This is a genomic window from Lentzea sokolovensis (assembly GCF_033949975.1).
Taxonomy (GTDB): Bacteria; Actinomycetota; Actinomycetes; order Mycobacteriales; family Pseudonocardiaceae; genus Lentzea; species Lentzea sokolovensis.
The window spans coordinates 171,868-192,326 of the sequence record NZ_JAXAVU010000017.1; the positions used below are offsets into that span (position 1 = coordinate 171,868).

Sequence of the window (20,459 nt, forward strand, 5' to 3'; positions counted from 1 at the left end):
CGGTCCAACATGGCACCCGATCACGGCGGCCACAAGCTCTCAGCACCCTCTCAGTGCGTGGCTGCGAGGCTGGCGCGCGAAGGGGGTAGATCAACGATGCAGCTACTGATGGCGGCCGTCCTGGCCGCATCGACACTGGTGACGCCGCAGCTCAGCGGCCCGTTCGCGGTGGGCACCTTCGACGCTCACCTCACCGATTCCACCCGCGCGGACCCGTGGCAGCCGACGAAGAACCGAGAGCTGATGGTGACCATCAGCTACCCGGCCAGGCGCACCGGGCAGCAGGCGCCGTGGCTCGGCACGACCCTCGCGACGGCGCTGGACCCGATCATCTCCAGCCCGGCCTACCTGGACATCCCCACCGGAACCGTCGACTGGGCCGGCACCAGGCGCCAGGCACGAGACGCCCGGCCGCTGCCGGGCAGGTGGCCGGTCGTGCTGTTCTCGCCGGGCCTGCAGTCGCCGCGCGAGTTCTACGCCGGTGCCGCGGACGACCTGGCCAGCCGCGGATACGTCGTGGTCACGGTGTCGCACACGCACGAGACGGTGGCCGTGGAGTTCCCCGGCAACCGCATCGAGTGGGGCCTGATGCAGGACGCCGGTCAGGCGACGATGAAGAAGGCCATCGACACACGCGTCGCCGACATGCGGTTCGTGCTGAGCGAGCTTCCCAAGCTGCACAACGGGGCGGACACCAGCAGAGTCGGCATCGCCGGGCATTCCTACGGCGGCTACACCGCGGCCGAGACGATGGCGAACGACCGCAGGTTCGACGCGGGCATCAACATCGACGGCGCCATGGAGCACACCGGCGACGACGGCCCCTACGCACCGGGCAAAGCGGTCATCGAAGGGCTCGACCGGCCGTTCCTGCTGTTCGGCGGGGACCTGGGCGAGCGCGAGCTGAGCCACGTCGACACGAGCCTGACCAGGACGTGGGCCGACTTCTGGCCGAACCAGCGCGGGTGGAAGCGGGACGTGCACCTGGACGACGGCGCGCACCTCGGGTTCAGCGACATGCAGTGGTCGGTGCCGCAGATCGGCGCTGTGCCAACGGAACGCCGCGAGAGTCTCATCGGGACGATCGACTCCGCGGCCGCGCTGAAGGCCCAGCACGACTACGTGGCCGCGTTCTTCGACCTGCACCTCAAGCACCGCGGCACCCGGCTGTTCGAACGGGCACGCCACGAAGGGATCCGTCTGGTGCCGTGATCGGCGGTATGGTCCCGGGCGATGTCTGTCGAGTTCGCCGTTCTCGGTCCCCTGCAGGTCCGCGTGGACGGCAGGGAACACCGGGTCGGCGGGTTCACCCGCCGGGCGACGCTGGGTTTCCTGCTGCTCAACGCGGGCCGGGTGGTGTCGATCAGCGAGCTCACCGAGGCGTTGTGGCCGGACGAGCACCCGCCGACGGCGCGCGGGATTCTCCTCAACGTCGTGTCGGCGCTGCGCAAGGCCGGGCTCGACATCGTCACCCGCAAGCCCGGCTACCTGCTGCGCGTGGAACCGGACCGCGTCGACCTGCACCGGTTCCGCGCCGCCCTCACCAGGGCTTCCGCCGCACCAGGCCCCGAACAGGCGGCGAACGCTCTGCGGGACGCGCTGGCGTTGTGGCGCGGGCCGGTGCTGGCGGACCTGGTGGCGGACGGCGTCACGTGGCCGGCGCTGGTGGAGATCACGCACCTGCGCGACGTGGCGCTGGAGGACAGGTTCGACGCCGAACTGGCGTGCGGGCGCCATCGCGAGGTGATCGCGGAGATCGAGGCGCTGGCGAGCGATCAGCCGTTGCGCGAACGGGTGCAGGGGCAGCTGATGCTCGCGCTCTACCGGTCCGGCAGGCAGGCCGACGCGCTCGCGGTCTTCCGCACGGCACGCGCGCGGTTCGCCGCCGAGCTCGGCATCGATCCAGGGCCCGATCTGGTCCGGCTGGAACAGGCGATCCTCACGCAGGACCCGGCGCTCGCGACGAGCCCCGCGCAGGCGCCGACCATGCTGGAACGCAAGAAGGTCAGCGTGCTCGTCGTCCGGCTGGAGCTGGCGGGCGTGGACGAGGCGGCCGACGAGCTGCTCGAAACCTCGGTCGCGAAGGTGCTCCGGCACGTCGAGGACCTCGGTGGAATCACGGTCTCGACGCTCGGTTCGACGGTCTGCGCGGCCTTCGGCGCCCCTGTCAACCGCGAGGACGACGCCGCACGGGCGGTGCGCGCCGCGTTCGAGATCACCGGTGATCATCCGGCGGCCGCCGCGGTGTCCACCGGGCCCGCGCTCGTCACGTCCGGCGATCACGTCGAGGTCAGCGGCACGGTGCTCGACGCCGGCCTGCGGTTGCTCGCCCAGGCCTCACCAGGCGAGGTCAGAACGTGCCCGGTGACCGACAGGGCGCTCACGCCGGCCGAGGACGACGCGCCGTTCGTGGGGCGCTCGGCCGAGATGGCCACCCTCACCGAGACCTACGAGCAGGTCAGAACCACGAACCGACCGAGGGTGATCACGGTGGCCGGCGAGCCCGGCGCGGGCAAGAGCAGGCTCGTCAGGGAGTTCGCCAGGGGCCGCCGGACGCTCACCGGCCGCACTCCCCCGTTCGCTCGCGACGACGTTTTCGCTCCACTGGCCGAGATCGTGCGAAGTCACGCGGGCATCTTCGACACCGACGACGCCGCCGCGGTCACCGCCAAGATCCAGGCGATCAGCGACGATCCGTGGCTCGTCACGCAACTCTCCGCGCTCGTGGGAGTCAGCCCGCAGGGCAGCGACGTGCTGATGGCGTGGCGCAGGCTGGTCGAACACCTCGCCCAGGAACCGCTGGTGGTGATCGTCGAGGACGTGCACTGGGCCGACGACCTGCTGCTCCGCTTCCTGCACGGACTCGCCGACACCGCGGACGACGTGCCGTTGCTGGTGCTCCTCACCACACGGCAGGAGCCACGGGGTGAGGCGATCACGCTCGGCGCACTGTCCGAAGAGGACACGAAGCAGTTGCTCGAAGCGCTGATGGCCCGCCACGACGTGACCGCCGACCTGCCGGTGCTGCTGCACCGCTCGGCCGGCAACCCGCTCTTCGCCGGCGAGTACGTCCGCATGCTCCGCGACGGCGCACCGGACGCCCTCCCCGAGACGGTGCGGAACGTCATCGGCGCGAGGCTCGACTCGTTGCCGCAGAACGAGAGATCGGTGCTGCAGGACGCGGCGGTCATCGGTCCGACGGTCTGGCCCGGCGCGGTCGCGGTGGTCGCGGAACGCGATGTCGCCGAGGTCGCACGCTGCCTGGAGGTGCTGCGGCAGCGGGATTTCCTGAAGCGCCAGAGCACCAGCAACGTCGTGGGCGAGATCGAGTACGCCTTCAGCCACGTGCTGGTCCGCGACGCCGCCTACGACCGGGTTCCGCGCGGCACCAAGGCGATGAAGCACTACCACGCGGCCGAGTGGGTGCAAGCGCTGCCGCTGGAGCACGTTCCCATGCTGGCGTACCACTTCCAGGAAGCGGTGTGGATCGCGGAGGCCTCCGGAAGGCCGTGCGACATCATGGGCCGCAAGGCGAGGGCGGCCCTCACGGACGCAGGTCGCAGAGCGACCGCCCTGGCCGCCAGGGACACCGCGATCCGTTGCTACCGCGCCGCTCTGGCGGTGTGTCCGCCGGGCCACCCCGACCGGGCCGAACTGCTGACGTTGCTGGGATCGAGCCTGGCCATGAGCGGTGCGGGGCTCGACGAACTGGCCGAGGCGGCCGAACTCCACCGCGACGCCGGGAACTTCGCGGGTGCGGCGGCGGCCACCAGAGCCTCCTGGCGCGCCGCCTGGCATCAGGGAGACCACGCGACGGCCGGACGACACCTCGACCGCACGATCGAGTTCCTCGCGCTGACCGAACACGCGTACGGCGTGCGGGCGTACCTCGCGCACTCCCTGACGCTCGCGGACAGGCTGACCGAGGCGATCAGCGCGGCGAAGACGGCGTTGGCGGGCGCCACCGGCGTCGAACGGGCCGTCGCACTGGAAGCCCGAGGCCTCGCGCGGGTCAAGCAGGGCGACCCCGACGGCATCGGTGACATGCGCCAGGCCGTGACCGAACGGACGGCTGCCGGGATTTCGCCCGGCCTGTGCCTGGTCAACCTGAGCACCGCCTACACCGTGCTCGGCGACGCCAAGGCACGTCTCGCGGTGCGAGCGGAGGCACGAGCGGCCGCCCGGCGGCACGGCGACCACGACACGATCGCCTGGCTCGACGCGTCCAGGTACCTGGAGTTGTTCTGGGACGGCAGGTACGCCGAGGCGCTGGCCGCCCTGGACGAGTCGAGCCAGGCTCACGTCCTCGCTCTGCGCGGCCGCGTCCTCCTGCTGACCGGTGATCTCGCCGGTGCGGCCGAATGGGCGGACCGGGCACTCGAAGTCGCCAGGAGCAAAGGAAATCCCGGCGACCTGCAGCACCCGCTGGTCCTCAAGGCCCACCTCGCACTGCTGAGCGGTGAACCGGTGGAGGTCGGCGACCTGCTTCCCTGCCACCAGATCACCGGCACGGTCGGCGTCAGCCTGCCGATCGTCCTCGCCGCCACCAGCCACGGCCCCGAGTGCCTGGCCGAGGCGCCCTGGTCCCGGTGGAAGGACGCCGCCGTCGCGTTCCTGGGCGGCGACCGGCAGGAGGCCCGCCGGATCTACCAGGAGATCGGGTCGAGGCCGGACGCCGACGATGAGTCGCTGGTTATCGGACGGCGCTAGCGTCCGGGCGGTGCCCGCGATCCCCCGCTACTACCAGGCCAAGGCCCGGCTGCTCGACCTGCTGGGCGACCTGCCCGGAAACACCCCGTTCCCACCGGAACGCGAGCTCTCGGACGTGCTCGGCATGTCCCGCACCACGATCCGCAAGGCGATGAACGAACTCGTGCTGGAGGGCAGGCTCATCCGCGGAACGGGCCGCCAGGGCACGACCGTCGCACCACCCAAACAGGTCCACCGCCTCAGCCTCGACGTGTTGGTGCAGGACCTCGCCACCCGCGAGCAGGCGGCCGTGCGGATCACCAGGGACGTGCTCACCGTCGAGTCGGTCCTCGTCCGCGGCGACGAACCGATCGGCGTCCGCTCGACCTGCCTGTGCGCCTCGCGGTTCCCGGGCTTCGCCGAGCGCTACGACGACACCCCGCTGCGGAGATTCCTCTCGACCACCTACCGGGTCCGTTTCGGCGACCTGCGTGCCTGGTGCACCACCACCCTCGCCACACCGCGCCTCGCCAGGCTCCTCGGCGTCCGCCCCGCCACGCCGGTGCTGTCGGTTTCGTGGCTGGACCTGGTCGAACGGTCGTGGGTCGTGCTGAGAGGCGATCGCGCGCACCTCACGATGGCCCAAGTCCAGGGATCCGCCCAGTTCCACGCGAGTTAGCTTCGAAGCCGACTCGCAGCGGGAGGCACCGTGACCGACCACACCCGGCGCCGCATGTGGTTCCTCGACCAGCTCGACCCCGGCAACCCCAGCCACCACGTCACGCTGATCACCACCCCCGCTGCCGTCCGCGTGCCGGACACCCTCCTGGTCCGGTTCGACGACGACGGGCGGCCCGTTCCCGGCGGACCACCCGTCGTCGTGAGGTCGGCGCAGGTCCCCGACGTGCGGGCCGCGGTGCGCGCGGAGCTCACGCAGCCGTTCGACCTGCGCGAAGGCCCGCTGGTGCGCGCCCTGGAGCTCAACTCGTCGCTGCTCGTCCTGACGATGCACGGGATTCTCGGCGACATCCGCGTGCTGGAGACGGTGCTCGGCGGACCGACTCCCCCGGCCGTCCAGGGTTCTCCCGGTTTCTGGCTGGAACAGCTGCACGACCTGCCGGTGCTGGAGCTGCCGACGGACCGCCCGCGGCCGCCCTTGCACCGGCCGGAAGCCGGTGTGGTGCCGTGGTCGGCCGACGTCGACTCCGACGCGTTGCTCGCGGCGCTGCAGGTGGTGCTCGGCCGCTACACGCGATCTGTCGACGTGCCGATCGGTGTCGTCGTCGCGGACGAACTCGTCGTGCTGCGCGGAGATCTGTCCGGCGACCCGACGTTCGGCGAGCTGTGCGGGTTGACGGCCGAGCAGCTGACCACGGCCGCGGCGCAGCTCGTCGGGTTCGACCAGCTCGTGGATCTGCTGGCGCCGGAACGGGATCTGTCGCGGCATCCGCTCGTGCAGGTGCAGGTGGACCTGCGGCCGCGACGGGACCTCTACGACCTCGAGGCCGCGTTCACCAGCTTCGACGTCGAGATCCAGAACGGCCGCGTGCTCTACAACCGCGCGCTGTTCGACCGCCCGCGGATCACCCGGCTGCTGACCCACCTCGCCAAGGTGCTGCAGTCGCCGACCGACGAGCGCCTCTCACGGATCTCGATGATCGACCAGGACGAGGCCGCGCTGCTGGAGAAGTGGAACTCCACGACCGAGTACCTGCCGGACGTCAGCATCCCCGAACTGTTCGCCGAGCAGGTGCTGACCACACCGGACGCCGTCGCCGTCGAGCACGGGTCCGAGTCGCTGACGTACACCGAGCTGGACCGCCGGTCCAACCGGATGGCGAACCTGTTGCGGTCCAGGGGAATCGGGACCGGCGACCTGGTCGGGCTGTGCCTGGACCGGGGCGCCGACCTGATCGTCACGATCCTGGGCGTGCTGAAGGCCGGCGCGGCGTACGTGCCGATCGACCCGGAACACCCGTTGGACCGCATCCAGTTCATGGTCGACGACGCACGGCTGTCCGTGGTGGTGAGCCGGAACCGCGTGCTGTTCCACCGCCCGCTTTCCCCCTCCGAAATGGACTCCCAGCCGGATTCCGCGCCACCTAGGACCACCCCGGACGCCCCGGCCTACATGATCTACACGTCCGGCTCGACCGGACGGCCCAAGGGCGTGCTGATGCCCGGCCGCTGCGTGGTGAACCTCGTGCGCTGGCAGGAGAAGGTGCTCGAACGGGAAGAAGAGAGCCGCACCGCGCAGTTCACCACCGCCACCTTCGACGTGTCGGTGCAGGAGATCTTCTCCGCGCTGCTGTTCGGCGGCACGCTCGTCATCCCGTCCGACGAGGTCCGCCGCGACCCCGCCGCGTTCGCCGCCTGGCTGGACGCCGAACGGATCACGCGGCTGTTCGTGCCGGACTCGGTGCTGCGGGCGTTGCTGGACGAGGAACCGTCGTTCGCCTCGATGCGGCACGTCTCGCAAGCCGGCGAACCGCTGACTCTCGACGTGAAGCTGCGCAACTTCTGCGCTTTGAGGCCGTTGCTGCGCGTGCACAACCACTACGGCCCGGCCGAGTCGCACGTGATCACGTCGTGCTCACTGCCCGCCGACGTGGTGGACTGGCCCGCGATCGCCCCGATCGGCGGGCCGATCGACAACACCCGGATCCACCTGCTCGACGCCTCTCTGCTGCCGATCGGCGTCGGCGTCGCGGGCCAGTTGTGCGTGTCGGGCGCCGGACTCGCGTCGGGCTATCACGGCCGTCCCGAGCTGAGCGAACGGAAGTTCGTCACGAAAGACGGCGAACTGATGTACCTGACAGGCGACCTCGCGTCGTGGAACGACGCCGGCCAGTTGGAGTTCCACGGCCGCGTCGACGACCAGGTGAAGATCCGCGGCGTGCGGGTCGAACCGGGCGAGATCGAAGCCGTGCTCAACACCCATCCGAAGGTGACGCGGGCCGTCGTCGTGTTGCGGGACAAACAACTCATCGCCTACTACACCGGCGAGGCCGACGACCTGCTGGAACACTGCGCCGCGCTGCTACCGGTCCAGCTGGTGCCGTCCGTCTTCCTTCCGGTGACCACGTTCCCGCTGCTGACGAACGGCAAGATCGACCGCCGCGCGCTGCCCGTGCCGTCCCCGCGCTCACCGCACGTCCGGCCGCGCACCACCGAGGAAGCCGCGCTGTGCCAGGTGTTCGCGGACGTGCTCGGCATCGAGGACGTCGGCGCGACCGACGACTTCTTCGCGCTGGGCGGGCATTCCCTGCTCGCCACCCGTGTGATCACCCGCGTCCGCGCGGAACTGGGCGCCGAACTCCCGTTGCCCGCCGTGTTCCACCACCGCACACCCCAACGGCTCGCGCGGATCCTGTCCGGCGAACGGTCGTGGACCAAACCGGTGACGCCACGCGCGCACGACTCGGTGCCGTTGTCGATCGCGCAGAACCAGGGCAACCGGTGGTTCGGCTCGGTGCTGGCCGCGGGCTTCTGGACCGTGCCGCTGGCGTTGCGCCTGCAGGGACCGCTCGACCTCGGCCACCTCCAGTCCGGACTGGACCGGGTGGTCCGCGGGCACGAGGCGTTGCGCACGGCGTTCGTCGAACGCGATGGCGTTGTCCTGCAAGAGGTCCGGTCAGCTCAGGCCGTTCCGCTGAAGGTCGTCGACGTGTCCTCCGTGGAGGAGGCGGCGTTCATCGCCGGTGACGAGATGACCGTGCCGTTCGACCTGGCGAGCGGAATGTTGCTGCGGGCAAGGGTCTTGAGGCTCGCGGACGAGGATCACGTGCTGCTCCTGACGATGCACCACCTCGTCAGCGACGGATGGTCGCAGGCCCTGCTGATCGAGGAGCTGAACGGCGCCGCGGCGGCGCCGAGCGTGCAGTACGCCGACTTCACGTTGTGGGAGCAGGACACGCTGTCCCCCGAGCACGCGAAGTACTGGCAGCAACACCTGGACGGCATGCGCCCGATCGAGCTGCCGACGAAGGCCGACCGGGACGTCAACCCGCTCGGCCCCGGCGAACTGCTGCCGTGGTCGCCTTCGAAAGAACTGCTCTCCCGGGTCTCCGCACTGGCCGGTCAGGAGCAGGCCACGCCGTACGAGGTGCTGCTGGCCGCGTTCAAAGTCCTGCTGTCCCAGCTGACCAGGACCACGGACGTCGTGGTCGGCACGCCGATGGCGAACCGCGTCCGGCCGGAACTGGAGCAGGTGATCGGCCTGTTCGCGAAGGTCGTGGCGCTGCGCACGGATCTGTCCGGCGACCCGGACTTCCGTGAGGTGCTGCGGCGGGTCAAGGAGACCACGACGGCCGCCCACGAGCACCAGGAGGTGCCGTTTCACGAGGTGGTGGAAGGAATTCCGCTGCGACTGACGTTCGCACTCGTGCCTCCAGTGCCCGAACTGCGACTGCCAGGGGTGACTGCCACCGCGTTCGAGGCACGGCAACGCGGCCCGGTCATCGTGAAGTCCGAGGTGACGTTCCACCTGCACGACACCGGCGGGCACGTCGTCTACAACTCGCTGCTGTTCACCCAGCAGCAGGCTGTGGAACTCCTCGCCCGGTTCGCGGACGTCCTGCGGGCCGTCACGGCGGACCCGTCGCTGCGCCTCTCGGAGATCGAAATAGTGTGACCGGGTGATCGATCGACGCACCGCCCTGAAATCCCTCGCCCTGCTCCCGCTCGCCGGCTGCGCCGCCACCCCTGCGGCTCAGACCACCACAACGCCACCGACGACGACCACGAGTGCTGCGCCCGTGCGGCACGACGCGTTGTTCGAGCTGGAGAAGAAGTTCGACGCACGGCTGGGCGTCTACGCGATGAGCGACAACGGCAGCACGATCGAGCATCGGGCGGACGAGCGGTTCGCGTTCTGCTCGACGTTCAAGGGCCTTGCCGCGGCGGCGATCCTGCACCGCAACCCGATGTCGCATCTGGACACCGTCGTCACCTACACCGACGCCGACCTGATGAAGAGCTCGACCATCACGAGGCAGCACGTCCAAACGGGATTGAAGCTGCGCGACCTGTGCGACGCCGCGGTCCGCTACAGCGACGGCACGGCGGGCAACCTGCTGCTGCGCGACGTCGGCGGCCCCGCGGAACTCACGAAGTACCTGCGCGAACTCGGCGACACAGAGACCCGAATGGACCGGATCGAGCCCGACCTCACCTCGGCCACGCCCGGCGACCCGCGTGACACCGCCACCCCGCGCTCGCTCGGCGCGGACTACCAGCGGATCGTGCTGGGCAACGCTCTCGAACCGGAGAAGCGCGACTTCCTGAAGGACCTGCTGGAACGGTCGACCACCGGCGCCAAACGCGTCCGCGCGGGCGTTCCGGAGGGCAGCAGGGTCGCGAACAAGACCGGCACCGGCGAGTACGGCACCGTCAACGACATCGCCGTCGTGTGGCCACCGAACCGGGAGCCGATCCTGATCGCGATCATGTCCAGCAAGTCCGCGGCGGACGCCAGGTACGACGAGGCTCTGGTCGCCGAAGCCGCCGCCTACGTCGTGAAGACCCTCACCTGACGGTGGACACGTCCGCCCACACGGTCTTGGAGTCGGGGAACCGGTTGTGCCCCCACACCTGAGCCAAGCCGTTGACCAGCAACAAACCCCGCTGCCGACGCCCGATGAACCCCATCCGCCCGAGCTGCGGGAAGCGGCCGGGCGTTCCGTCGTCGACCTCGACCCGCACCACCTCTCGCTCCGGCAGGCGAAGAATGCGGGCACGCCTTCCCGGGGCGGCGTGGTGGTAAGCGTTGCTCACGAGTTCGGTGGCCACGACCATCACGTCGACCACGACGTTCTCGTGCATTCCCTTCAGGAGGCGACGCACCTCCGCCCGCACGTCCGCGAGCGGCAGAACACCTTCCGGTAGGACGAGGTCCAGTCGTTCGCTGGACCGTCCTGCGATAGCCATCAGCATCTCCCCGCGCCCTGTTCGTTCAAGGCAGGGGGTTCCATACCCCAGAGCGCGTACATCGAAACCCATCGAACTTCACTCATGACGTCCTCGGCAGATCGGCCCAGACCACGGTGCCGCCGAGAGCTCTGTCCACTCCCCAGCGATCGGACAGCCGGGCCACCAGGACCAGGCCGTACCCGCGCTGCGGACGGGACACCTTGCGCAACGGCGGATGGGCGTTGGCGTTGTGCTCGATCTCGATGCGGATCCTCTGCTTTTCCACGACGACGCGCAAGAACGACGGCTCGGACGTGTACCGGTACGCGTTGCTGACCAGTTCGTTCACCACCAGCAGCACATCGGCGACCGCGTCGGTGTCCTCGCCCATCAGTTCCAGCCGAACCCAGCGCCGGACGGCCGCGAGTGACGGCCGTTGCCTGCCCAAGGGCAGATTGGCCGCCTCGCCCGTCCTCGCTGCCTGGTCGCGCGCCAAACCGCTCCTCGGTCAGTTGATCAGTTGGAACGCGGGTTACCCAGGTGCATCGGCGGCCAAACCAACCGTTCATGTGGTTGAACTACTCTCACGGCTCCGCCGCAACTCCAGGGGGAATCGCGTGCCCAGATCCTTGACGCCCTTGCTGGCCGCAGTGCTGGTCATCTACTCCCTGCACCAGTTGCTGACCTCGGTCGTCGCTCCGCTGGCCCGCGAACTCCCGCTGACCACGACCCAGCTGAGCCTGGTGTTCACGGCCGCGTCCGTGGCGACGACGCTCGCGAGCCCGTTCTGGGGTCTGCTGCTCGACGCCGCCGGCGTGCGTCCCGTGCTGGTCGCCGGGCTCGCCCTGTGCGTGGCCGGGCCGGCCGGTTTCGCGGCCGCGGTGGCGTTCGGCCTCAACGAGACGCTCACGCCCGACCTCGCGTTCGCGATGGTCCTGGTGTTCCGCGGTCTGCTGTTCGGTGCGGGGCTCGCCTCCGTGCTCGTCGCCGCACTCGCCGTCGCGGGCCTCTCGACCCACGGCGTCGTCGAACGCACCCGAGCCATCAGCTTCGTCGGTGCCGCACAGGGACTCGGCATCGTGCTCGGCCCGGTCGCCGTCGGTGTGCTCGCGGTGGCCTCCCTGTGGCTGCCGCTGTACGTGGCGCCCGTGGTCGCGCTGCTGGTCGCGGTTGTGGTGCTGGTGACCGTCAAGCCCGTCGAACGCTCGCAGGAGCCGGTCGAGGTCCGTCCGCTGGAACTGGTGCCGGCCTTCGGCGCCGGATTCCTGCTGTACCTGTCGCTCGCGATCCTGCAGACCGTCGTCGTGTACCTCGCCGCGGATCGGGTGCGGGGCACCTCGGGTGCGCTCGAAGGCCTGCTGTTCGCGTCCGGAATCGGGCTTCTGCTGGCGCAGGGCCTGCTCGTGCCGTTGCTGAAGTGGTCCCCCTCCAAGCTGTCGCGGATCGGGTCACCGATCGCGGTGGCCGGGTGCGCGCTGCTCGCGGTCTCGCCGTCGTCCGCGCTGATGTCGCTCGCGTTCCTGGTGGTGTCGCTGGGAATCGGTCTCGCGATCACCGGGTTCGGCGCGGCGGCCTCACTCGGTGTCGGTTCCGGCCGACAGGGTCTGATGGCGGGACTGGTCACCGCGACGGGCGGGCTGACGTTCATCATCGGGCCGATGCTGAGCGCGCTGCTGTACGAGGTGGAGCCGATCGCGCCGGTGATCGCCGCCGGGCTGGCCGCGCTGCTCGCGACCGGGCTGTCGCTGGTGCCGGCCGCGCGGTACGTCCCGCACTCGGTGGGGTGAGACTGATCGACAGAGCCATTACGCTGCGCACGTGACGCGTTACTTCAGCGCCCTCGTGCTGGCACTGCTCGCCGCGACGGCCGTGGTCGTCCCCGCACAGGCCCACGCCGAGCTCAAGAGCAGCACCCCTGCGGCCGGCGCGGCCCTCGACGCCCCGCCCCGACACGTCGAGCTGGTGTTCAGCGAGACCATCGGCCTGCCGGACGGCGACGCGGTCACCATCACGGGACCGGACGGCGCCAAGGTGCCGGTCACCCAGGTGCACGCCGTCGACAAAACGATCACGGCGACGATCGACGCGTCCGCGGCCAAGGCCGGCGCGCACACGATCGCCTGGGCGGCCAAGTCCGACGACGGCGACACCGTGTCCGGCACGATCGCCTTCACGATGACGGTCGCGGCGCAGCCCTCCTCGTCCGCCGCCCCGCCCTCGTCGGTGACGGCGAGCGCGACGGTGTCGAACGCTCCCCCGTCAACCTCGACCACGGCGGAGTCCGGTGGCGTGCCGATCTGGGTGTGGCTTCTGGTCGGGCTAGTGGGCGTCGTCGGCGTGGTCCTGCTGGTCAGCCGCCGCAAGCAGTAGCCGCCTGCGGAGTAGGTCGCGTTCAGCCGGGTGTTCGGCCCGGTCCAGCGCGGCCTCCAGGGCCGCGGTCGGGTCCTCGCCGAGCCGTTGCAGCAGATCCGCGCGCACGGCGTGGAACAGGTGGTAGCGGTCGAGGTCGAGCACCTCGACTTCCAGCAACGCCGCCGCCGGGCCATGCGTTTCGGCGATCGCCACGGCGCGATGCAGTGCCACGACTGGGCTCGGCGTGATCGCCATCAGCTGGTCGTAGAGCGCGACGACCTGGTGCCAGTCGGTCGGCGGGTCGCTGTGCACGGCGTTGATCGCGGCCTGGATCTGGTAAGGGCCGGGCCGGTTCCAGCGCAGGCAGCGGCCCACGGCGTCCTGGCCCTCCGCCACGAGATCCGCGTTCCACAACGCCCTGTCCTGGTCTTCGAGCAGGACGATCTCGCCGTCGCGCAGCCGTGCCTCCCGGCGTGACGCGACGAGCAGCATCAACGCGAGCAGCCCCCACACCTCGGGCTCGTCCGGCATGAGCTGGGCGAGCACGCGGCCGAGCCGGATCGCCTCGTCCGCCAGTTCGGCCTTGTCGAGCCAGCCCTCGTTGAAGATGAGGTAGACGACGGCGAGCACGGCGGCGAGTCGTTCGGGCAGGTCGGCGTCGCGCGGCACCCGGTACGGGATGCGGGCCGCGCGGATCTTGCCCTTCGCGCGCACGATCCGTTGCGCCATCGTGGGTTCGGGCACCAGGAACGCCCTGGCGATCTCCGCCGTCGTCAGTCCGCCGAGCAGTTTCAGCGTCAGCGCGACCCGGGCCTGCGGCGCCAGCGACGGGTGGCAGCAGGTGAAGATCAGCCGCAGCCGGTCGTCCGCCACGTCCCCTGCCTCCTGGATTTCCGGGTCGTGCTGAAGCCGTGCCGCCTCCGCGTACTTCTCCGAGCCCTTGACCTCGCGCCGCAACCGGTCGATCGCGCGGTTGCGGGCCGTCGTGATGATCCAGCCCGCGGGAGCCGGTGGAACGCCGTCCACCGGCCACCTCAGCACGGCCGTGGCGAAGGCGTCCTGCACCGCCTCCTCGGCGAGGTCGATGTCGCCGAGGACGCGGGTCAGGACGGCCACCGCACGGCCGTACTCGGCCCGGAAGATCTCCTCGATCATCAGAACGCGATCGGCCTGACCTCGATCGACAACGGGCTCAGCACGCCCGCGAGCCGCCGGCCCCAGTCGAGCGCCTCGTCGAGGTCGGCGGCCTGGATGATCGTGAAGCCGCCGATGTGCTCCTTGCCCTCGGCGAACGGCCCGTCCGTCATGAGCACGTCGTCGTCCTTCGCCCTGAGCACGGTCGCGGTCGACGGCGGGTGCAGGCCGACGGCGAACACCCACGCGCCCTTCGCCTGCATCTCCTCGTTGAGCGCGTTCAGGTTCGCCATGATCGGTTCGAGCACCTCGGGCGGAGGGGTCTCACCGTCGGGCTGATAGATGCTGAGCAGGTACTTCTGCGTCATGGTGGTCTCCTTTCACCCCTTGTACGAACGAGGGCGACCCGTTTCGACAACCACGACGACATGATTCCGTCGATCCGCGCGGAAGGCACGGCGAACCCACCACCCGTCCGCCGCCGAGTGGTGGGTTCAGTTCGGTGAGGTCAGTTGTGCGCGGGCACGCCGTGCATCGAGACGAGCTGACGACGCATGCGTTCCCGCACCAGGTCGATCACCTCGGTGACCGTGCCCGCCTCCGCGTACGCCTGCACCTCGACCCACTGCAGGTCGAGCCGGGCGTGCGCGTGGATCACGGACTTGTCCGAGGTCAGGTTGACCCACGCGAAGTCGACCCTGGTCGGCGCGTACTGGTCCAGCGAGCCGATTCGCGCGGACGCGTAGTCCCTGGCCTGCTCGGGAATGGCCTCCGCGAGCGAGACCTGGATGTAGTCCATCGACACCTGCCTCCTCAAGGCCGCGCGGCACCGCCACGAGGCCAGTTCGACGATACGAATCCGATCGCAACGCCGAACCGGGCGTTGGTCCCGACAGCGCAGGGTCTTTCTGCTGAGAGAATGGTGCGGCTGCCGGACCTAGTGGTGTGTCCACAATCCCCGCCAGGTCTGTTTCGCGCCCAGTGGGGCACCTCGCGGCACCCTGGACACGAAACAGGCCGACAAGGCTTGCGGACACACCACTTGTGATGTCACTGGGATCAAGTCTTTGGTACCAAAGCAGAAATGCGCTCGTCGAGCTGCTCCTCGGTGGGCGATCCGGTGAGCAGTTCCACGGAGCCGTCGGTGCCCACGAACGCGAACGTCGGCTGCGCCGTGACGCCGAACCGCTTCCACACCGCGCCGTCCAGATCGGCCAGGTGCGGGAAGCTGGTCATCCGGTGGTCGCTCACGAACTTCTTCATCGCGTCGAGCTGGTCCTCGGCCGCGACGCCGACGAACTGGATCTTGTTGTGCCGCTTGGCCATCGCTTCGACCGTCTCCGCCTCGGCGTTGCAGGACGGGCACCACGGCGTCCAGAACCACAGCACGGCGGGCTGCCCGACGAGCTTGTCGCCGCGGAACTCGGCGCCGTCCAGCGTCTGGGCGGTGAACTGGAACTTCTCCGGCGGCGGCGTCTTCTCCGCGCAGCCGGTGAGCAGAAGGATCCCTAGCAGCAGTCCGAGGATGCGCATTCGGCTCCTCACCTCCTGTCTGGGCGTACGGCCTTGCGCCTCCTCCGGTTCAGCCACCAGGCCCCGGTGATCGCCAGCACGACCACGAACGGCCACGGCCCGAGCGCCGCCACGATCTGCACCAGCGTGTTCTGAAACCGCCCCGCACCGCGCACGACCGGGTCGATCGCGCTGCCGCCGGCCAGGAACAACCGCAGTTCGTAGACGCCGTAGTAAGTCACGTACGCACCGACCGCCACCAGCACCGCACCGCCGATGCGGCCGACGTGGGGCAGCAACTTCCTGATGTGCGGTGCGAGCGCCGAACCCGCGACCGCCAGCACGGTGACGATGAGACCCATGCCGAGCGCGTAGGCGAAGAACGCCGTGACGCCCGTCTGCAGCGATGCGCCCACCAAGGCGAGGAACGGGCCGATCGCGCACGAGAGAGAGGCGATGGCGAACGCGATGCCGTAGCCGTACATGGACCAGAGACTCTTGGGCGCTGCACTCAGTTTGGGCAATCGGACGTAGAGGTCCTTGCCGAGCAGCAGGAGCACGCCGACGACGACCATCACGAGCCCGATCACGACCGTCACGAACGGCAGATAGCGCTTGAGGGTCGCGGCCACCGGACTGACCAGAACACCGAAAGCGCCGAAGAAAGTGACAAATCCGGCTGTCATCACCAAACCGGACATAAAGGCTCGTGCCGGGCTGTCCCGCGCCACCAACGCCAAATAGGCGGGCAGCATCGCGAATCCGCACGGGTTGACCGTGGCGACCATTCCCGCGACGACCGCGAGTGCGAGCTCGTTCACGAGCCTGAGGTTAGAGTTGCCAGGTGCCGATCGAACAGTGGCTCGAAGCCATCCCACCTCTGCTCGTGTACGTGATCGTCGGCCTGGTGATCGGCTTCGAGTCGCTCGGCATCCCGCTGCCAGGCGAGATCGTGCTGGTCACGGCCTCGCTGATGGCCTCGCAGCACGACCACCTGAGCCCGTTGTGGATCGGCGTGTGGGCGAGCGCGGGCGCCATCATCGGCGACAACTTCGGTTACCTCATCGGGCGGCGCGGCGGGCCGCGGTTGTTCGCGTGGATGGGCCGGAAATTCCCCAAGCACTTCGGGGAAACGCAGCTCGAACACGCTCGCAGGGTGTTCCAGAAACGCGGCGCGTGGGCCGTGTTCTTCGGCCGGTTCGTGGCACTGCTGCGCATTCTCGCCGGGCCGCTGGCCGGTTCGATGCACATGAACTACGGCAAGTTCCTGGTGGCGAACGCCTTGGGCGGTGTCGTCTGGGCGGGTGGCACGGCGGCGGCCGTCTACTACCTCGGCGTGGTGGCCGAGAAATGGCTGAAGGGCTTCTCCTACGCGGGCCTGGCGATCGCCGTGGTCTTCGGCGTCGCCGGTGTCTTCATCGTGAAGCGCAAGCTCGCGAAAGCGGCCGAGGAAGAAGAAGTCACGCCTGTGTAGTCCAGGCGGCGATCTGGGCGCGCGATCGCACGCCCAGCACGGACTTGAGGTCGCGCACGTCCGCCTCCACGGTCCGCAGCGACACGTGCAGTCCGTCCGCGATCTGCTTGTTGGTCAACCCTTCCGCGACCATCGCCGCGACGCGCAGCAGCCGTTCGTCGCGCCACGACGGCGCGGCCTGCTCCGGTTCGGCCCGCGGGCGTGGCGTGGTGATCCGCACTCCCGGCAGGGCGAACTGCCGCACCGACTCGAGCATGGTGAAGTCGGCTTCGAGCAGTGACCTCGCCTGAAGTCGTTGCGCCATCGCGGGTTCGACGGTGCCGGGACTCAGCGCGAACGTGTGCAGCGCGATCTTCTCGTCCGAGGTCAGCAACTCGTAGCTGCGGTCGATCGCCGCGTGCAACGAGCGGTGGTGCGCCTGGGCATCACGCGGTCCGGTGGTGAGGACGGCGAACCGGTCGTCCAGCCGTGCCACGATCTCTTCCAGCGTCAGCACGCGCACCAGCCGTGCCGCGAGTTCGAGCGCCAGCGGCAACCGGTCCAGCCGCTCGCACGCGGTTTCCAGCAGCGCGGCGTTCTCGTCGAACTCGCTGTCGAGCGCCGTCGCCCGGTCACTGAACAGCCGCTTCGCGTCGTGCTGACCGAGCGGCTTCAGCCGGTACTCCTGCTCGCCCGGCACGGTCAGCGGTTCACGGCTCGTGGCGAGGACGCGGAGCGCGGGGTGCCTGGCGATGAGGCTCGCGCAGTCGGCCAGCACGGACTCGCAGCCGTCGAGCACCAGCAGACCGGGTTCGGGGGCGTCCGCGAGCAGGTCCGGAACCCTGGTGACGTCCGCGAGCTCGATCACCAGGACGTGCCGCCGGTGCGCGACCGCCTCGTGCACCAGGCGGGACTTGCCGACACCGGGCGGACCGGTGACGGTGACGATCCTGTTGCGTGCCAGCAGTTTGGTGAGCTCGGTCAGTTCCGTGGCGCGGCCGACGAAGGTGTCCAGGCGCGGCGAGGCCGGGACGACGTCGCGGGCGGCGCGGCGGCGGTACGCGCGCTGCCGGCAGGCGCTGGAGCAGTACTTGGCGGAGGTGGTGAGCGCGGCTCCGCAGACCTCACACGTCACGGGTCACCGTGCCCGCGCCGTCCGTGCCGCGAGCTGGGTGCGCGAGCTCAACCCCAGCCGCGACAACATCTGCGTCACGTGCGACCGCACGGTCCCGGTCGAGATCCCCAGCCGCACCGCGATCTCCGGGTTGGTCAGCCCCTCCACCACGAGGTCGGCGATCTGCTGCTGCCGCACGGTCAGCGGTTCGTCCCGCTGCCCCGAGTTGACGTACGCCGTCAGCCCCGCCTGGTCGAGCCTCTCCCCCAGCCGCCACGCCTGCGACGCCCGCCGGGGCCCCGCCGACGACAGGGCGAGTTCGCGGGCGTCCGACACCATGTGGTTCCACGGCTCCTCCTGCCGGGAACCACCGGACCTGCGGGTGGCGGCCGCGGCGGCCATCAGCACCACGGCGCGGTCGGCGTCTCCCCTGCGGGCCGCCACCACGCCCAGTCCTTCCAGCACGCCGGCCTGCGCCAGGGATTCGGGAGCGCCCACCCGCAGGGCGATCGCGAAGTGGTGCTCGGCCTGGTCGACGTCGTCGACCGCCAGCGCGATCACCCCGGCGGTGTGCCGGGAGGCCATCAGGCGGAAGCCGTCCAGGACTCCCAGCGAGAGCGACTCCAGGGCGGCGGCGAGTGCGCCGGGCAGATCGCCCAGTCGCATCAGGAGCCAGGCGTGGTTGTTGAGAAAGGTCATCAGCAGGCACGGATCACCGAGGCTCCGCGCCACCGCCACCGATCGTTCGTTGGCCGCGCGCGCACCCGCGAGATCGGAGTTCGCTCCGCGCGCGTACCCCAGCGTGTTCCACCCGCGCGCCTCCCACACCGGCCGGCTCATGGCGGGGTGCGCCACCAGGGCCTCCGCGAACCGCAGCGCGGCCACCTCGTCGCCGGTGAAGCCCGCCAGCCACGCCGCGCGGAAGAGCAACATCTCCGAGTGCGACGTCAACGGGCCGTGCGCCAAGGCGGCGTGGGCCATCCGCATCGCCTCGCTGTACGAGCCCCGGAGATACCAGACGTGCACAACGCCCGCGACGAGCCACGTGTGGCGCGGATCCGTGCGCGGAACGCGTTCCACGGCGTGCAGCAACTGGTGTTCCTGGCTCGCCAGCCACGTGGTCGTGTTGTTCTCGATCATCGGCGCCGCCGCGATCTCGCCGATCGCCCGGATCAGGTGGTCGACGAGCCGCTCGAACGTCACCGCGGCCTCGCCGTTCTCCTCCAGCCGCGCCAGGCCGAACAGGCGGATCGACTCGAGCATCCGGAACCGCGCGCCCGAGGACGACGGCGTGCGCACCACCAATGACTTGGCGCGCAACGAGGCCATCAGCTGCACGACCTGCTCCGGGTCGCCGCACACCGCGGCGGCCAGGTCGAGGTCGAAGTCGCCGATCAGCGAGGAGAGCCTGCGCAACGCCGACTGCTCGGCCGGTGCCAGCAGGTCGTAGCTCCACCTGATCACGGCGTCGAGCGTGCGGTGACGCGCGGGCACGTCGGTGCGGGCGGCGGCCAGTTCGATCGCCAGCGGCAGGTGGTCGTGCACCGCGCCGGCGAGTTCCGGGGCGCCGCCGCACTCCACGAACATCTGCCGGGCGTCCGCGGGCGACAGCGGACCGATCTCGACGCACATCTCGCCGGCCAGGTCGAGGGGTTCACGGCTCGTCACGAGCACGCGCAGGCGCGGACACCGGGCCAGCAACTCGGCCACCGCCGAGGCGGCCTCGCGGATCAGGTGCTCGCAGTTGTCCAGCACCAGCAACCGATGCCCGGCCAGCGCGCGGACGACGGTCGCGTGCAGAGGCGACCCCGGTTCCTCCCACACGTTCAGCGAGAACGCGATCACGTGCCACAGCAGGTCCGGCCGGTACACGGACTCCAGTTCGACGACGGGGCCGGACGGGCACAGTTCGGCCGCCAGCCGCGACTTCCCCGCTCCACCGGGCCCGGCGAGCGTCACCAGCCGATGCCGACGCAGCAGCCGCCGCACGGTGGTCAGCTCGCGTTCCCGTCCCACCAGACGAGTTCGCGAGTTCACCGACCACCACATGCGCGCGATTCTAAGTGCGAATGCAATCTGAAGAAATGACGGCCGACAATTGCGGTATCGCTCACAAAGCCGCCGTGAACTGCGAGAACGCCCGTCGGCACCGGCACGGACCCCGTCGCGTGCTGAGACGGCGACTTCACGCTCCGTCGAGCCGCCACCGAGATTCCGGTCCACGTCCCGGTCTGCGCCGCGCGGACCGGGAACCCGCACGAGCCCACGGTCGCACGCGCGAAGCGTCCCGGACCG

Annotated in this window: 17 protein-coding genes; 8 read left to right on the forward strand and 9 right to left on the reverse strand. The window is 69.9% G+C overall.

Features of this window, described 5'->3' with window-relative positions; all coding sequences use genetic code 11:
• The first annotated feature begins 96 nt into the window (after positions 1–96).
• The 5 genes from SK854_RS43755 to bla are packed head-to-tail and all read left to right on the forward strand — an operon-like array spanning position 97 to position 10,223.
• Positions 97–1,212 (forward strand): alpha/beta hydrolase family protein, encoded by a 1,116-nt coding sequence (locus SK854_RS43755; protein ID WP_319981085.1) that lies wholly within the window; start codon positions 97–99, stop codon positions 1,210–1,212.
• A gap of 21 nt (positions 1,213–1,233) precedes the next feature.
• Positions 1,234–4,710, forward strand: a complete 3,477-nt coding sequence (locus tag SK854_RS43760; RefSeq protein ID WP_319981086.1) for a BTAD domain-containing putative transcriptional regulator — start codon at positions 1,234–1,236, stop codon at positions 4,708–4,710.
• 10 nt (positions 4,711–4,720) lie between these two features.
• On the forward strand, positions 4,721–5,368 hold the full coding sequence (locus SK854_RS43765) for a GntR family transcriptional regulator (RefSeq protein WP_319981087.1): 648 nt from the start codon (positions 4,721–4,723) through the stop codon (positions 5,366–5,368).
• A gap of 30 nt (positions 5,369–5,398) precedes the next feature.
• The gene (locus SK854_RS43770; RefSeq protein WP_319981088.1) at positions 5,399–9,322 is read left to right on the forward strand and encodes an amino acid adenylation domain-containing protein; all 3,924 of its coding nucleotides are present in this window, start codon (positions 5,399–5,401) and stop codon (positions 9,320–9,322) included.
• Between the two features lie 4 nt (positions 9,323–9,326).
• Complete coding sequence (gene bla / locus SK854_RS43775) at positions 9,327–10,223, forward strand: class A beta-lactamase (protein WP_319981089.1); 897 nt, start codon at positions 9,327–9,329, stop codon at positions 10,221–10,223.
• On the opposite strand, the gene SK854_RS43780 is transcribed toward bla, so the two are convergent.
• A complete protein-coding gene (locus SK854_RS43780; RefSeq protein WP_319981090.1) occupies positions 10,216–10,617 on the reverse strand; it encodes an ATP-binding protein in 402 nt (133 codons plus the stop codon). The two genes, bla and SK854_RS43780, sit on opposite strands and share 8 nt — an antisense overlap.
• Before the next feature lie 82 nt (positions 10,618–10,699).
• Positions 10,700–11,095, reverse strand: a complete 396-nt coding sequence (locus SK854_RS43785; protein WP_319981091.1) for an ATP-binding protein — start codon at positions 11,093–11,095, stop codon at positions 10,700–10,702.
• Between the two features lie 121 nt (positions 11,096–11,216).
• Here SK854_RS43785 and SK854_RS43790 point away from each other — a divergent pair, with 121 nt between their 5' ends.
• On the forward strand, positions 11,217–12,386 hold the full coding sequence (locus tag SK854_RS43790; RefSeq protein WP_319981092.1) for an MFS transporter: 1,170 nt from the start codon (positions 11,217–11,219) through the stop codon (positions 12,384–12,386).
• Between the two features lie 31 nt (positions 12,387–12,417).
• Positions 12,418–12,969 (forward strand): copper resistance CopC family protein, encoded by a 552-nt coding sequence (locus SK854_RS43795; RefSeq protein WP_319981093.1) that lies wholly within the window; start codon positions 12,418–12,420, stop codon positions 12,967–12,969.
• Here SK854_RS43795 and SK854_RS43800 read toward each other — a convergent pair.
• The 5 genes from SK854_RS43800 to SK854_RS43820 all read right to left on the reverse strand — a co-directional run bounded on the left by SK854_RS43800 (position 12,919) and on the right by SK854_RS43820 (position 16,418).
• On the reverse strand, positions 12,919–14,106 hold the full coding sequence (locus tag SK854_RS43800) for an RNA polymerase sigma factor (protein WP_319981094.1): 1,188 nt from the start codon (positions 14,104–14,106) through the stop codon (positions 12,919–12,921). The two genes, SK854_RS43795 and SK854_RS43800, sit on opposite strands and share 51 nt — an antisense overlap.
• Positions 14,106–14,453 (reverse strand): YciI family protein, encoded by a 348-nt coding sequence (locus SK854_RS43805; protein WP_319981095.1) that lies wholly within the window; start codon positions 14,451–14,453, stop codon positions 14,106–14,108. Before SK854_RS43805 ends, SK854_RS43800 begins: the two co-directional genes overlap by 1 nt.
• Before the next feature lie 140 nt (positions 14,454–14,593).
• Positions 14,594–14,884, reverse strand: coding sequence for an HPF/RaiA family ribosome-associated protein (locus SK854_RS43810; RefSeq protein WP_319981096.1), 291 nt, complete (start codon positions 14,882–14,884; stop codon positions 14,594–14,596).
• Between the two features lie 260 nt (positions 14,885–15,144).
• Positions 15,145–15,618 carry a redoxin domain-containing protein gene (locus SK854_RS43815; protein ID WP_319981097.1) on the reverse strand — a complete coding sequence of 158 codons (474 nt, stop codon included), beginning with the start codon at positions 15,616–15,618 and terminating at the stop codon, positions 15,145–15,147.
• Positions 15,619–15,626: 8 nt separating this feature from the next.
• A complete protein-coding gene (locus SK854_RS43820) occupies positions 15,627–16,418 on the reverse strand; it encodes a cytochrome c biogenesis CcdA family protein (protein WP_319981098.1) in 792 nt (263 codons plus the stop codon).
• Positions 16,419–16,441: 23 nt separating this feature from the next.
• Between SK854_RS43820 and SK854_RS43825 the strand changes: the two genes are divergently transcribed.
• A complete protein-coding gene (locus SK854_RS43825; RefSeq protein WP_319981099.1) occupies positions 16,442–17,071 on the forward strand; it encodes a DedA family protein in 630 nt (209 codons plus the stop codon).
• Here SK854_RS43825 and SK854_RS43830 read toward each other — a convergent pair.
• Positions 17,058–18,185 carry a helix-turn-helix transcriptional regulator gene (locus SK854_RS43830; RefSeq protein ID WP_319981100.1) on the reverse strand — a complete coding sequence of 376 codons (1,128 nt, stop codon included), beginning with the start codon at positions 18,183–18,185 and terminating at the stop codon, positions 17,058–17,060. The two genes, SK854_RS43825 and SK854_RS43830, sit on opposite strands and share 14 nt — an antisense overlap.
• A 3-nt stretch (positions 18,186–18,188) precedes the next feature.
• Positions 18,189–20,213: an ATP-binding protein gene (locus tag SK854_RS43835; RefSeq protein ID WP_319981101.1), complete on the reverse strand. Its 2,025-nt coding sequence runs from the start codon at positions 20,211–20,213 to the stop codon at positions 18,189–18,191.
• Positions 20,214–20,459 lie beyond the last annotated feature (246 nt).